Source organism: Halobacteriovorax sp. YZS-3-1, assembly GCF_047084945.1.
In the GTDB taxonomy this organism is placed as follows: domain Bacteria; phylum Bdellovibrionota; class Bacteriovoracia; order Bacteriovoracales; family Bacteriovoracaceae; genus Halobacteriovorax_A; species Halobacteriovorax_A vibrionivorans.
Window position 1 is genome coordinate 1913324 of the sequence record NZ_JBKIYI010000001.1, and the last position, 12189, is coordinate 1925512.

Below are 12189 nucleotides of genomic sequence, written 5' to 3' on the forward strand. Positions count from 1 at the left end.
ATTAATAGAAGAAGGAATCATTAATGGAGCAAGGCAAAAAAGAGGCCAGCAACAATAAGGGTGATGCAAATAAGCCACGTCCAAATAATAAGAGAAGACGCAATAACCGTCGTCGCCCAAATAATAAGCAGCAGGCCAAGGGCGCAAAAGGCCAAGAACAAAAACAAACAAAGTCTCAAGGTCCAAACAAGGGACAAAAAGCGGCCCCTAAGAAAAGTGGAAGTCGCTCAAATAATCGCAACCGTAGAAGGCGCCCTCAGGGACGCAATCGTCGCAGTGGAACAAGTCACTTAAAAGGTGAAGACTTTGTTATTGTGAAGTATTTAAATCTTCTCGAACAACACATCATGGCCAGAAAGAAATATTTTGAAAACTTTAATCGTGTTGGTGAAAAACAAAAAGAAAAACTTGAGAAAAATTTTATCGACACTCAAAAAACTTTCTTAGACTTCAAAGGTAGACTAAAGCCAGAGGAACTAGAAATATTTGAAAAGAAGTTTGAATCCCTAAAGATGGATACAACTTATGCAAAAAATCACGAGCTCCCACTTGGTGAAGTTGCACCTGAAGTGAGTGTTGAAGAGATTGAAGATCCACATTATCTACAAACTCAAATTCAAGCCGACTACTCTGAAGATACTGAAGAATCTATGGGGAGCTTGGAAGATTACAAGGCCTATAAAGGTTTATAATTTAAATTTAAATTTAATCTAAACATAAAAAAAGGGAGCTAAATTAGCTCCCTTTTTCTTTATCAACATTTTTGTCTAAATAACTTAACTATATCTTAGTAAACAAAGTTAGAAGATTGCGCAGCTTCTGTTGTTTCTGTTGTAGCACCTACTACACCAGAACCATCTTTAAGATAATTATCAAGTGTTTCTTCGTGATCTTTAATAATTGCTGTCTTTAATTCAGCTTCATCAATATCAAGAATTTCACAAACACGACGTAACATCTTTAAAGGAATGTTACATAATGCACGCTCAACGTTTGAAATGAATTGTCCGTTTTTGTAACCTAAAAGGTGAGACAGCTCTGATTGAGAATAGCCTTTTGGGTGTGCTGTTCTCTTGTCTTTAATTAATTTTGCGATGTGACTAAAACTTCTCATGTATTTACTCCTAACTATATATTCAAGCACTTACGATTCATATCTAAATATATTCTAAAGCAACAAAATATTTTTGTAAATACATTTACTAAATTGTTAGTAAAAAAGTTTAATTAATATAACTTTTTTTTGGTTTAACCAAACATCGTTAACTCAATTAATCATATTGCTTGTTATCTACCTGAAATCATGTGAGCGTTGTAATATGTCGATTCAATTAAATCAGAATAAAGTTCACGTAATTTGTTAGGTCTCTTAATCAACTTTTTTAATTTGTCTTCAACTGTTAAGTTGCCGCGGAAGTTTTTGCTTCCAAGTGAAACAAAATTGAGTTTCTTTCCTAATTCGAAGTTCCCACTCTCCTTGTCCAACTTAAGTGATTTTGCACCTGCAAGGGTTGCGCGATACAAGGCCTGAGTGTATGAAGCATCACGATGTCCTTTCTTATGATTTTGACAAACAAATGAATTCATCACATCAAGCATTGATAAGAATGGCCCACCACCAATATCACTAGCTAAGGCCCAATGCACTTTATAACGATTGGCCCTTTTATAATCGAAAAGGCCAGAGCCAAGGCCTAACTCCTTAATAGGAGCATTACTTGTAGGACAATGTGCAATCATTGTTTGCTTTTGTGATAAGAGCTTTAATTCTTTTGGTGATAAATAGATACCATGGCCCATGATTGTCTTTGGTGTTAATAGACCTACTTTATCGTAAATTTCTGTATACGTTTTTACTTTTTCAAAGCCTTCGATATTTTTATAAATACTAAGAACAAAGTCGATTTCATTTTGTGTTTCACTTAAGTGTGTTTGAATAAATGAGCGATGCTTCTTTGCCGTTTTTGCTCCTGCACTCATTGTCTTAGGATCAGTAGTAATTGCAAAGCGTGGTGTTACGGCATATTTATTTTTATACTTACTTGCAAGCTCTTCTGTTTGAGCAATCGTATCTTCGATTCCCATTGTGAGATACTCAGGCGAGTTCATTGTCATTTGAACATTACCAAGAATATAATCACCTTCAAATTTTTCTAATGCCTCAGATACAGAATGAGAGTGAATAGATCCATAACAAGCACCACCAATTGTTCCATTATTAGCGATCTTCTTAGCGAACTCACGGGCCTTCTTTTTTGCATAAGAAACTTTTTTAAAATTAGCCTCATATGGCCACGTATAATTTTCAAGCCAAGATAATAGGTTTGCTTTTGGCATCGTTCTTACATCATCTTGTACCCAGTGAAAATGTGTATCATACATACCAGGAATGACATATTGACCAGACTTATCAATAATTTCCACAGACTTTTTTCTTTTAATATATTCATTTAATTTTGACTTGTGGCAGCGATGTACGATTTTATAGTCACCTTTAGCGTTGCGCTTAGCAACAATAGCGTAATCTTCTAAAAATTCACATATTTTATCATTTATAGGATTAAAAAAATGAGCGATAATTACTTTATAAGTAATATTATTTGATGACATGAAATCTCCTTCTAAAATAAGCAGGTCAAGATATATGAGAAATACTATCATTACAAGTTTTGTAACAATCATTACATTTTTATCAATGCACTTTTTTGGTAACGATGCAGTTGCTCAAACAAAAGAATATAAAATCAATAAATTTCTGATAGTAGAAGTAAATGAGGCCATCACACCGGTGACTCTAAATCATCTAAAGAAAGCACAAGAATCAATAAAGAATGAGCCAGGCTCAGCTCTTCTAATAAAAATGAATACACCAGGAGGACTGGTCAGTATTACTAAAGACATTATGCATTTGATCGCCAATAGTGAAAATCTCGTTATCGGATGGATTGGCCCATCTTCAGCATCGGCCACAAGTGCTGGTGCAATTATTTCAAGCAGTATTCCTACTTTATATATGGCCGACGGTACACGAATTGGAGCAGCAACACCGATTTCAGGTTCCTCAGATATTAAAGAGGGAGATATGAAAAACAAGATTATCAACGATCTTGTTGCCCTTGTTAAATCGCAAGCAGATGGAACAGGAAAGAATCCAAAGATTTACACAAAAATGATAACTGAAGCAACTAGCCTTACGGCCCAAGAAGCTTTAGAAGAAAATGCTCACAATGGAATCGTCGATAAAATCCAGGGTGAAGATGGTTTAATCGAACTTATTAACGGCAAAGAATATCAAAAGCATCATGAGAAATATAAAATTAGCGTTGAAAGCAATCACGTTGTTGTAACTTTTGAAAAAACCATCGGACAAAAAGTAATGGCCTTCTTTGCTTCACCCGATATGGCCTATATTCTCTTCTTAATAGGTGCTGCTTTAATTTATCTTGAGTTTCAAGCACCAGGCGGCTTTATTGCAGGAAGTGTTGGTGCTGTTTTAATACTAGTGGCCGGTATTTCTTTTGGAGTTCTATCATTAAATGTTGGAGCACTTCTACTTGTTATCGCTTCATTCGTTCTTTTTATTCTTGAAATTTATATCACCAGTTTTGGTATTCTTACCATAGCGGGAATTGCGAGTTTAATTATTGGCTCACTCTATCTTTTTCAAACAGAAGAGTCTTACTTACAAATATCAGCGACAGTGCTATTTTCTAGCATTGGTGCTATCTTATCCTTTATTGGACTGATTGCTTATATTTTCTATAAGTCACGCAAACGTATATTCTCAGAGCCTGATGATCCATATTCAGGAAGCACTGTTGCCATCAGTGCAATTGATGGCGATAAGTATTACACTCAATTTAATGGGGAGCTTTGGCAACTGACGGCCAATGGAGATATGTCTCAGCTAAAGGTTGGAGATAAAGTTACCATTATAAAGAAAGATAATGTAAAATTACTAATAAATATATGAGGTTTAATATGAGTCAAAGAAAGTCTTTTCGCCAATTAATAAGCTTAATGATGTCAATGAGTACAAATGATCTGCCAACAAAGAGCGATATTAACTGGGTAAGAAGAGAGATTAGAAAGTTTTTTTGGTTATAAGAAAAAAAACTAAGGGGTATCGTTGAGGGACGATTGATTTTGACAAGGAAGAGAGAGTTTTTGTTAATCACCCCTTAGTTCTTGAATATATAATAGCTTTAGCTATTTTTTAAGAGTCATCTAATTGTAAAGTTTTTGTCAATTCACGGAGGATCTATATGATGCACATCGCCCCTTTTCTACCATTTGTCATTTTATTACTAATATTATTATTTAATACGATCAAGATCCTTAAGGAATATGAACGTGGAGTTATCTTCTTTCTAGGACGCTTTACAGCAGTTCGCGGGCCAGGACTTATCCTGCTAATCCCAGGGCTTGAAAAAATGCATAAAGTCGATTTGCGTACAGTAACGATGGATATTCCATCACAAGATATTATCTCTAAGGATAACGTAACTCTTAAAGTAAATGGAGTTGTCTACTTTCGAGTAGAAGATCCAGAAAAGTCAGTAGTTGCAGTAGAAAACTACTTAGCAGCAACTGCGCAAATTGCACAAACGACACTTCGATCAGTAATTGGACAATTTGAACTTGATGAAATTCTTTCTATGCGAGATCAAATCAATGCACGTCTTCAATCTATTTTAGATGAGCATACTGAGCCATGGGGAATCAAGGTATCAACTGTTGAAGTTAAGGCCATTGACTTACCAATAGAGATGCAAAGAGCGATGGCAAAACAGGCCGAAGCTGAACGTGATAAAAGAGCAAAAGTAATTTCTGCTCAAGGTGAATTTGATGCGGCACTTAAGCTATCAGAAGCAGCTAAGGTTTTAAATGAAAGCCCTAATGCAATCACACTACGCTACCTTGATACAATGAAGGAAATCTCTAGTGGAGAAGGAAAATCAACGACGTTCTTCCCTTTACCAGTAGACTTCCTAACGAATATTATGGGTAATAATAAGTAAGAGTAACCAAGATATAAAAAATGATTTCAAAACAATTTGAGCTAATACCTTTTAATCAAGGCGACCCTAACCTACCAGAGCTTAGGCTTCTGGCAGAGGTTAAGGTCGTTGAAGATTATATGTACTTTCATTTTACGATGAAAGGTAATATCGACACTGTCTACTTCAGTAAGAATAATGAAAAATGTAATCGTGTTATTGGCCTTTGGACTCAAACTTGTTTTGAATTCTTTATCTTAAATAAGTTAGATGGTGAGTACTACGAATTTAACTTTGGAACAGACTCAAGTTGGAATTGTTTTGTCTTTAACTCTTACCGATCAGAACTAACAGAATATGAAGAGATCGATATAGATAATATTAACATAGATCATCATGATAATTCATTTAATCTAGACTGTCGCTTTCCACTAAGAGTACTCGGCCATCAATTTGAAGATCTAGCAAATATAAAAGTAACTCCTACGTGTGTAATAAAAACAAGTGAAAATCAGACACTATACTACTCAAATAAGCACCCTGATTCGAAGCCGAATTTTCATCATCCAGAAAGTTTTGTAGATTTAGTTTAGTATTCAGTGAGATCGTCTTTGTCCTCTTTGACATCGACATTTTTTAAGATGTAATCAATTTTTGAGTCTTCATCCTTAAACTCAGTCTCGCCATCAATATTATAATCAGCAAGATCTCGCTCTTGTTTTTTCAGCTCTTGGGCCTTTTCCATCTCTATCTTTGACTTAAGGTCATTCTTTAAGATCTCATCACGGCCTGAGAAAGTCTTACCGTATTTTTGTTTGGCAAAATCATATAAACCAAAAAGTTGAGATGTTTTATAATCACCTTTTTCTAAATAATAGATCATCTCTTTATAAAATGATTGATTTTCAAGCTCATGTGACCACGCGGAATAAATTAGTAGCATACCTTGATAATCAAAGCGTTTTTGATACTTTAACTTTCTAAATTCATTATACATTGCTAGAGAACTTTCCTGATCTCGTGAGAGTTCAAGCTTTAGATTCTTCATCATTTTATCTTTAACAACATTATGATCTGGATGTTTTTCATTGTAGTGAATATCAAATTGATAAAGCCTTCCCTTTTCATAGAAATAGCTGCGAGCAAGACCTTTTAAATCATCTTTTTTATACTCTTCAATAATATGAAATGGGCCATTTTGAACAATTCGTTTTGCATTATGTGCAAAGTATTTCTGCCTAAGCTTATAAATATAAAGATAATAACCTAATTTAGAAATTGGATAATCTTCTAAAAGGCTTTTTACATCTTTATAACTATAGAGATTATAATTTTTAATTTTAATATTTAAATTAAGCATATCTAACCAAACTTGTTGATTGGTCGCAGGCTTAATGAATTGAGTAATAATTGGTAAGTTGAAAATTTCATCTATTGGAATAGATGGATTAAACTTTGAGACCTGAAAGCCAGAAACCGATGCCACTAACAAACCTTTATGGTCAAGAATATCAAAGTATGGATAAGTTCTACCTTTAATAATCTTAGGCCTAGGAAAAACCTGAAACGTAACATCTTGGAAAGGTACATCAAAAGAGTAATTAGAGAAGTGAATCTTCTTCCAAAACGCAGTCTTTCCACGTTTAATTTTAGAAGGAAGCAGACCTGAATAAAGAATATTGCGTCTATCAGTGGCAATAAAGTAATCCGATTGTACCCCTTCACTCTGGAAGGTATAATAGAAACGGTAAGGCATTGTAATAACGAGATAAGCACTCAAAATTACAAGGCCAAAAATGGTGAAGGTGAAAATAATCTTCTTCATCAATCAACTTATCGGCTAAAAAGTTAAGAAACTACATGAAAAATTAATATTTTTTCAGATTTGCCGATAAGGAGACTGTAAGAATACGGAGTAATAAATGAAAAACTTTATTTTTATCACAACAGTTTTAGCTCTAACCTCTTGTGTAGCACCACGAGAGACACGCTCAATCTATGACAATGGCACAGCGGCAACAGGGAGCACTTCAAATTCGACAGGCGGAACAATTGATATTGATGACTCTTCATCAAGCTCAAACAACGGAGCAAATATCCCAAGTGAAATTGCTCATTGTAAATGGTCCCTAGATGGCCAGACAGGCTTTGAAAACTCAAATAATCAACACCTCGGCCCAAGTACGGTATGTCAGTCTAGAACTAATGAAACAAATATTTACATACAAGTTAAGAACCCAGACTCAAATTCACGTGTCTGTGTTATCCCTACTTCAGAAGTTTCAGGAAATGCTATTTTCCTTGGAGCAGCTCAATGTAAGTATATTAGTAGTTCCGGAACAATCTCAAAATTTGTCCTATCTAAAAACCGAGACTACGGTCGCTACCAGAACTTTAGAATCAATAGTGTTATGATCATGAAGGAGAAAACTTATGACTTCCCTTCACCTTTTGATCGTGAGCTAATTTCTTATGATGCTTATTTTATGTGTTCAATTAATATCGATCTCTATAATGATCGAACTTATTGTGACGCTTTTAAGCAGCTTGGCGAGTACTACTACAAATCTTTTTAATAATTAGAATTTAATGGGCAAGCTTATTTCCATCAAGAAGCTTGCCTTGCTTATACGCATTAGATAAATCCCCATCAATAGTTGGAAATGAAAGCACTGGAATGATCAGTGTCTGATCTTCTTTTTCAAGTCTCATACAAAGTGCAATATAAAAGAAGCTTACTCCAGAGCGTTCAAAGGCCTTAAAATAGGCCAGTGCCTGATCTCCATCTTCATCATCAAACTCATAGAGTTCATCATAACTTTCAACTGTCTTTTGCAAATATTCCATATAAAGGGCAAAGTCTTCAAAAGGAATATCGAACTCTTTTCTTTGAGTCATCATCTCTGCCAAAAGCTTTGATTTTTTTAATTCAATTTCTTCCATATCGTCATTATCAATTAATGACTCTCCAGGAAGCTCTTTCTGATGATAATCTTCTAAAGAATCGACTTCTTCACCTATTTGAAAGTTTTGAATGAAGTATTCATTAGATGAGGCCGTTAAGGCCAGAACAAATGAAGGAGTATGATCAAAAACAAAGCACAAGGCCACAAGATAAGCCTCTTCACCTTCAAACTCTACTTTAGAAATAAAGCTGAAAATCTCTTCTTTTAGATCATTTTCAAGGCGCCATATTTCATCTGGACGATGAAGAACTCTATCCACATATGTTGGATTATCTAATAATGATAAACAGGCCTCTTCTTCAATATTTAGATCTTTTCTTTTCTTATCAATTTTTCCCGTAAAGTAATCGATTAACGGAGAATAGAATTTTTCAATACAGACTTCACTGCAAAAGCTTAAACTAGAACCGTCTTCTACAAAGAGTAGATCCTCGATATCCTTGACGACTTTCTTACAGTTCTTACAGTAGTAAATATTATCTGATATTAACAATGATCAATCCTTCGTTATTTTTTTATGATCTATTTAGATCGCAATATTTAGGCCAGCAAATAATGTATTCCCATAAGCTGCTGGCAGTCCCCAAATCTTTAGTGATGAGCTCATTAAAGATGAATCTGGACGAGATGCTTGGAAAACTGCCCCAAGGTTTAAGCGAACGGCATTGGCCATCTTTAAAAACATTTGAGGTTTAATATAACTATATTTTAAATCACTAGAAAGGTAATTGGCACTTAAGAAATCACTAGCACCGACTTTAACCTCACCATAAGTTAAGAGAAATTGAATTTCTGAAGAAACCATTATTCCTAAGTCTGCACTCCATTGACTAATATCACCAATGCTCATTTCTTCATCATCAACGAGACCTTCAGTAAAAGTACGTTCATATGTCAGGCCCAAGGCCGCCGCACCAAATCTCTTCTCAGTCGTCACACCCACAAAGCGATCACTTCTCTTAGTTGAAAATTCACTCTTGCCACTAAAATTCGTACCGACAAAGATATCAAAAATTAGCTTATTATAATCGTTTCCAATATCAAGCCAATTAAAGCCTAGTTTAGCGCTAGAATTACCTTGTTCATATTCAGATGTCTCAAGAGACTGAGCACCATTCATTCCAAGCTCAACAAAGATACCATGAGAAAAAGTTCCCTTGATCTTCATATTAAGCATATTTATATTCTCATCAGTATAAAAGGCTTTTGCTGATGTATAGCCTAGAGAAAAATCCACGGCCTGTGGAAGAAATCCCCAATCAAATCCAGAACTAGCAGGAGCAGAAGTCTTAGCTCTTGATTGTCTAACCACAGGAGCTGGACTTGTTGTCGTTGGATCATACTTAGTAGCACTTGAGCCACCAGAATAATCAACTAAAGCGTTGGCATTTAAAGTTAATGATAAAAATGAAATTGCAGCAATAGATTTTAATCCGTTCATTTTGATAACATTCCTTGTATTTTAGTTTTGCCATCATGGCATTCTCTTAATTTTATCTTTATTATTTCTTAAATACAATGGCCGCATATCTTACCTAGCGACTCAACTATTCTATAAATACAATGAGTTACTCAGATCCTGTTCGAAAAAACCTAAAATTGCTGCGAGGCTTCTGGAAATGTATTCCGTCTGCCATCTTGGCCCTAAAGTTTATAAAATAATGGAGACGAATTAAGGAGGATGAGTTGATCGAATTAGGATTTTTAAAACGCTATGATTCAATTAAAAGGTTAATCGATTTTGGGGCAAATGGTTATTACCCATTATTCGAGGACATTTCAATTCAGGAGCGTTTCGAAGAAGTAAGAATGACAAAGGCACAGCGCCTGAAAGCTAAAAGTCTTCTCAAGAAGATTTCAACTCATAATAACCTAGAGAAACAAAGAGTTCTATTTTCATCTTTTGAGGAAATGGATAAGTACATTGTTGCTCGTGCACTGATGGAAATGGTGGAAGGAAAGATTTTAGATGCTAATCCGCAGCTTCAATAAAATTCTTCTCGCATCACTGCTAACACTCAGTATTCAAGCAGAATATCGAGTCTATCAGTATATGGTTTCTTCACGCCTACAGCCTCAAGGGCCAGCAAGTGTTATCGTCACTTCAACTCTTGATCCAAATTCATATGTAAAATATAACGGCGGAAATCGTTCAATTCGTGTAAACTTATTAAAAACATGGATGTGTAAAGGACATACTGGCAACAAAATGCCATGTAAGTCACCTCTTGCACTAACAGCTCCAATTTTGGAAAGTGCTGAACAAGAAAGGCCAGGTGCTCAAAACTTATGAAGTTAGAAGACTCTACCCAATTCACAAAGGCCAACCTACGTCTTAAAGACCAAAGGGATCGCGTCATCAAGCAAAAGAAGCTTGAGATAGAAAATATAAAAAAGAATTACAATAAACAAGTTCAAGATCAACGTATAATTGGTGAAGAAAAACTCGATGCCGTACGAGATCAAAACCAAGTTGCTATTATCGAGTCACTTGGCCAAAAAGAAAATCGTCTTAATAATATAAAAGAGAGTCTAGATAAGACGACGCAACAATTTAATAAGCAAGAAAAATTCAACAAGGCCCAATTTGACGCCAATATTGATGCGATTAGAGACAATTACCAAGAACAAATGGAATATGTACATCAAAGAGGTCAAGAAGAACTCGAGGATACATCACAAAATGTAAATGAATTGGCCAAAAAGATAAAATATGACAATGAAGATTTTATCATTGAAGAAACTGCTAAAGCAAAAAATCGTGCAAACGAAATTGAAGTCAGAAATGATAACTTCATTATGGGTATCAATAAGAAATACGATCAAAGACTTGAAAGCCTATCCAAAGAAAATAAGAACGAAATTCATCAACTTGAAAAAGATCAAAGACGTGAGTTTAGTAAATTAAGAAGTGATCACTTTCACAAGATGTCTCAGACAGACGCTTTTCAAAAAAATGAAGTGATAAGTCAGGAAGCTTTTCATAAAGACAATATAAAATCCAAACAAGAAAATTTTGAAAAAAGATATAAAGAGCTGCAAAAAGAGCATAATGGGTTAATGGGCCGCTTAAAAGAAAAGATCGATCAAGAGCTTAATAGCCTAAAAGAATACTATACAAAGGCAAAGACCAATATTACGGAGAAGGCCTCTGATAAATTCTACAATATCTCTAAGCTTTCTCCACAAGTGAGATCAGATGAGAATTTCTATTATTTCTCTATTGAAGTACCAGAGCATGAGGAATCAACAATTCATATCAATGCACAAGAAAGAGATATTACTGTTACTCAAAACCGTAAGTTTGATCAACGTGTCGAAGAAGGTGACAACGTCTTTAAATCTAAGAGATCTGAAAGCCTTGTAAAGCAATTTAAAGTTCCTGATATTCTTGACGGAACAGAAGTCACACGTAAGTACGATAAAGAGGCTTCTCTACTAACATATCGAATCGCTAAGAGATAATTTTCTTAATGATCGTGATCTCTTTGGTGAATCTCGACTTTATTAACACGAATAAGAGTTTTAATCTCACGTCTAATTTGCGGGATCCATCTCGGATGAAGGTGAACATTTAGAGTTAAAAGCCTTTCATCAGAAACAGCATCTAAAACCTCTTCGCTCACAATTTCTATATCTTCTACTCTTGAGTAAAGAATTTCTTTAACGTGACCGCGAATTCGTCCATTTGATAAGACTTCAATATAGAAGTTTTGCTTGGCACGATCTGATTCGAGAATTTTATACAGTGGATTAATTAATCTTAAGACTGCAAATAGAGAAATTGAGATTAAGCTGGCAATTACTGGATATCCAAAACCAACTGTCATTCCAATGGCGGCAACAACCCAAACTGTAGCTGCTGTCGTCATTCCAACAACATTGCCTCGACCTTGAATAATAGCACCAGCACCTAAGAAACCAATCCCACTTACAATCTGAGCGGCCATACGATTTGGATCTGCTACGGTTCCCATATGCTCTGTCATCGTTAAAACACTTAAGGCAGTATATGTAGCTGCTCCCAGGCAGATCAGCATATTTGTCTTAATTCCGGCCGATTTCATCTTTTGCTCACGGTCATAGCCTATAAATCCACCTAAAAGAATAGAACTAACTACTTTAATACCCATGGAAATATAAACCGGCTGCTCACCCAGGAATTCAATATACATATAACCTCTATTAGAATAAAATAACGTAAAGTCTATTTTAACAAGGAA

The 12189-nt window shown here is 35.1% G+C and carries 15 protein-coding genes; 9 read left to right on the forward strand and 6 right to left on the reverse strand.

Going from position 1 to position 12189, the window contains the following annotated elements; translation table 11 throughout:
- Positions 1-23: 23 nt before the first annotated feature.
- A complete protein-coding gene (locus ACMAZI_RS09080) occupies positions 24-692 on the forward strand; it encodes a hypothetical protein (protein WP_412473317.1) in 669 nt (222 codons plus the stop codon).
- Positions 693-787: 95 nt separating this feature from the next.
- Here ACMAZI_RS09080 and ACMAZI_RS09085 read toward each other — a convergent pair whose 3' ends face one another.
- Together ACMAZI_RS09085 and ACMAZI_RS09090 are read right to left on the reverse strand one after the other, a co-directional pair.
- Entirely contained in the window at positions 788-1114 is a 327-nt protein-coding gene (locus ACMAZI_RS09085) for a helix-turn-helix domain-containing protein (RefSeq protein ID WP_115362405.1), read from the reverse strand.
- Positions 1115-1287: 173 nt separating this feature from the next.
- Positions 1288-2610 (reverse strand): amidohydrolase family protein, encoded by a 1323-nt coding sequence (locus ACMAZI_RS09090; protein ID WP_115362403.1) that lies wholly within the window; start codon positions 2608-2610, stop codon positions 1288-1290.
- 34 nt (positions 2611-2644) lie between these two features.
- Here ACMAZI_RS09090 and ACMAZI_RS09095 point away from each other — a divergent pair, with 34 nt between their 5' ends.
- The 4 genes from ACMAZI_RS09095 (at position 2645) to ACMAZI_RS09110 (ending at position 5593) form a co-directional block, all read left to right on the forward strand.
- On the forward strand, positions 2645-3973 hold the full coding sequence (locus ACMAZI_RS09095) for an NfeD family protein (RefSeq protein WP_158536884.1): 1329 nt from the start codon (positions 2645-2647) through the stop codon (positions 3971-3973).
- Positions 3974-3981: 8 nt separating this feature from the next.
- The gene (locus ACMAZI_RS09100) at positions 3982-4107 is read left to right on the forward strand and encodes a hypothetical protein (RefSeq protein ID WP_255509252.1); all 126 of its coding nucleotides are present in this window, start codon (positions 3982-3984) and stop codon (positions 4105-4107) included.
- A 161-nt stretch (positions 4108-4268) separates the two neighbouring features.
- Positions 4269-5021: a slipin family protein gene (locus tag ACMAZI_RS09105; RefSeq protein WP_115363724.1), complete on the forward strand. Its 753-nt coding sequence runs from the start codon at positions 4269-4271 to the stop codon at positions 5019-5021.
- A 20-nt stretch (positions 5022-5041) separates the two neighbouring features.
- Positions 5042-5593 (forward strand): hypothetical protein, encoded by a 552-nt coding sequence (locus ACMAZI_RS09110; RefSeq protein ID WP_115362399.1) that lies wholly within the window; start codon positions 5042-5044, stop codon positions 5591-5593.
- Here ACMAZI_RS09110 and ACMAZI_RS09115 read toward each other — a convergent pair.
- On the reverse strand, positions 5590-6825 hold the full coding sequence (locus ACMAZI_RS09115) for a hypothetical protein (protein ID WP_115362397.1): 1236 nt from the start codon (positions 6823-6825) through the stop codon (positions 5590-5592). The two genes, ACMAZI_RS09110 and ACMAZI_RS09115, sit on opposite strands and share 4 nt — an antisense overlap.
- A gap of 97 nt (positions 6826-6922) precedes the next feature.
- On the opposite strand from ACMAZI_RS09115, the gene ACMAZI_RS09120 reads away from it, so the two are divergent.
- The gene (locus tag ACMAZI_RS09120; protein WP_115362394.1) at positions 6923-7576 is read left to right on the forward strand and encodes a hypothetical protein; all 654 of its coding nucleotides are present in this window, start codon (positions 6923-6925) and stop codon (positions 7574-7576) included.
- 10 nt (positions 7577-7586) lie between these two features.
- Here the strand turns inward: ACMAZI_RS09120 and ACMAZI_RS09125 are convergent, their stop codons facing one another.
- Together ACMAZI_RS09125 and ACMAZI_RS09130 are read right to left on the reverse strand one after the other, a co-directional pair.
- Positions 7587-8459: a hypothetical protein gene (locus tag ACMAZI_RS09125; RefSeq protein WP_115362392.1), complete on the reverse strand. Its 873-nt coding sequence runs from the start codon at positions 8457-8459 to the stop codon at positions 7587-7589.
- A gap of 33 nt (positions 8460-8492) precedes the next feature.
- Positions 8493-9407 (reverse strand): hypothetical protein, encoded by a 915-nt coding sequence (locus ACMAZI_RS09130; RefSeq protein ID WP_115362390.1) that lies wholly within the window; start codon positions 9405-9407, stop codon positions 8493-8495.
- Positions 9408-9652: 245 nt separating this feature from the next.
- Here ACMAZI_RS09130 and ACMAZI_RS09135 point away from each other — a divergent pair, with 245 nt between their 5' ends.
- Genes ACMAZI_RS09135 through ACMAZI_RS09145 form a run of 3 tightly spaced genes read left to right on the forward strand, consistent with a single transcriptional unit; the run spans position 9653 to position 11431 of the window.
- Complete coding sequence (locus tag ACMAZI_RS09135) at positions 9653-9958, forward strand: hypothetical protein (protein ID WP_115362388.1); 306 nt, start codon at positions 9653-9655, stop codon at positions 9956-9958.
- A complete protein-coding gene (locus tag ACMAZI_RS09140) occupies positions 9936-10259 on the forward strand; it encodes a hypothetical protein (protein WP_115362385.1) in 324 nt (107 codons plus the stop codon). Before ACMAZI_RS09135 ends, ACMAZI_RS09140 begins: the two co-directional genes overlap by 23 nt.
- On the forward strand, positions 10256-11431 hold the full coding sequence (locus ACMAZI_RS09145; protein WP_412473316.1) for a hypothetical protein: 1176 nt from the start codon (positions 10256-10258) through the stop codon (positions 11429-11431). Before ACMAZI_RS09140 ends, ACMAZI_RS09145 begins: the two co-directional genes overlap by 4 nt.
- Before the next feature lie 5 nt (positions 11432-11436).
- Here ACMAZI_RS09145 and ACMAZI_RS09150 read toward each other — a convergent pair whose 3' ends face one another.
- Positions 11437-12141 carry an MgtC/SapB family protein gene (locus ACMAZI_RS09150; RefSeq protein WP_115362381.1) on the reverse strand — a complete coding sequence of 235 codons (705 nt, stop codon included), beginning with the start codon at positions 12139-12141 and terminating at the stop codon, positions 11437-11439.
- Between the last annotated feature and the right edge of the window lie 48 nt (positions 12142-12189).

Coding starts and splice junctions, on each gene's coding strand:
- ACMAZI_RS09080 (WP_412473317.1), top strand. CDS start 24: ATGGAGCAAGGCAAAAAAGAGGCCAGCAACAATAAGGGTGATGCAAAT.
- ACMAZI_RS09085 (WP_115362405.1), bottom strand. CDS start 1,114: ATGAGAAGTTTTAGTCACATCGCAAAATTAATTAAAGACAAGAGAACA.
- ACMAZI_RS09090 (WP_115362403.1), bottom strand. CDS start 2,610: ATGTCATCAAATAATATTACTTATAAAGTAATTATCGCTCATTTTTTT.
- ACMAZI_RS09095 (WP_158536884.1), top strand. CDS start 2,645: ATGAGAAATACTATCATTACAAGTTTTGTAACAATCATTACATTTTTA.
- ACMAZI_RS09100 (WP_255509252.1), top strand. CDS start 3,982: ATGAGTCAAAGAAAGTCTTTTCGCCAATTAATAAGCTTAATGATGTCA.
- ACMAZI_RS09105 (WP_115363724.1), top strand. CDS start 4,269: ATGCACATCGCCCCTTTTCTACCATTTGTCATTTTATTACTAATATTA.
- ACMAZI_RS09110 (WP_115362399.1), top strand. CDS start 5,042: ATGATTTCAAAACAATTTGAGCTAATACCTTTTAATCAAGGCGACCCT.
- ACMAZI_RS09115 (WP_115362397.1), bottom strand. CDS start 6,825: ATGAAGAAGATTATTTTCACCTTCACCATTTTTGGCCTTGTAATTTTG.
- ACMAZI_RS09120 (WP_115362394.1), top strand. CDS start 6,923: ATGAAAAACTTTATTTTTATCACAACAGTTTTAGCTCTAACCTCTTGT.
- ACMAZI_RS09130 (WP_115362390.1), bottom strand. CDS start 9,407: ATGAACGGATTAAAATCTATTGCTGCAATTTCATTTTTATCATTAACT.
- ACMAZI_RS09140 (WP_115362385.1), top strand. CDS start 9,936: ATGCTAATCCGCAGCTTCAATAAAATTCTTCTCGCATCACTGCTAACA.
- ACMAZI_RS09145 (WP_412473316.1), top strand. CDS start 10,256: ATGAAGTTAGAAGACTCTACCCAATTCACAAAGGCCAACCTACGTCTT.
- ACMAZI_RS09150 (WP_115362381.1), bottom strand. CDS start 12,141: ATGTATATTGAATTCCTGGGTGAGCAGCCGGTTTATATTTCCATGGGT.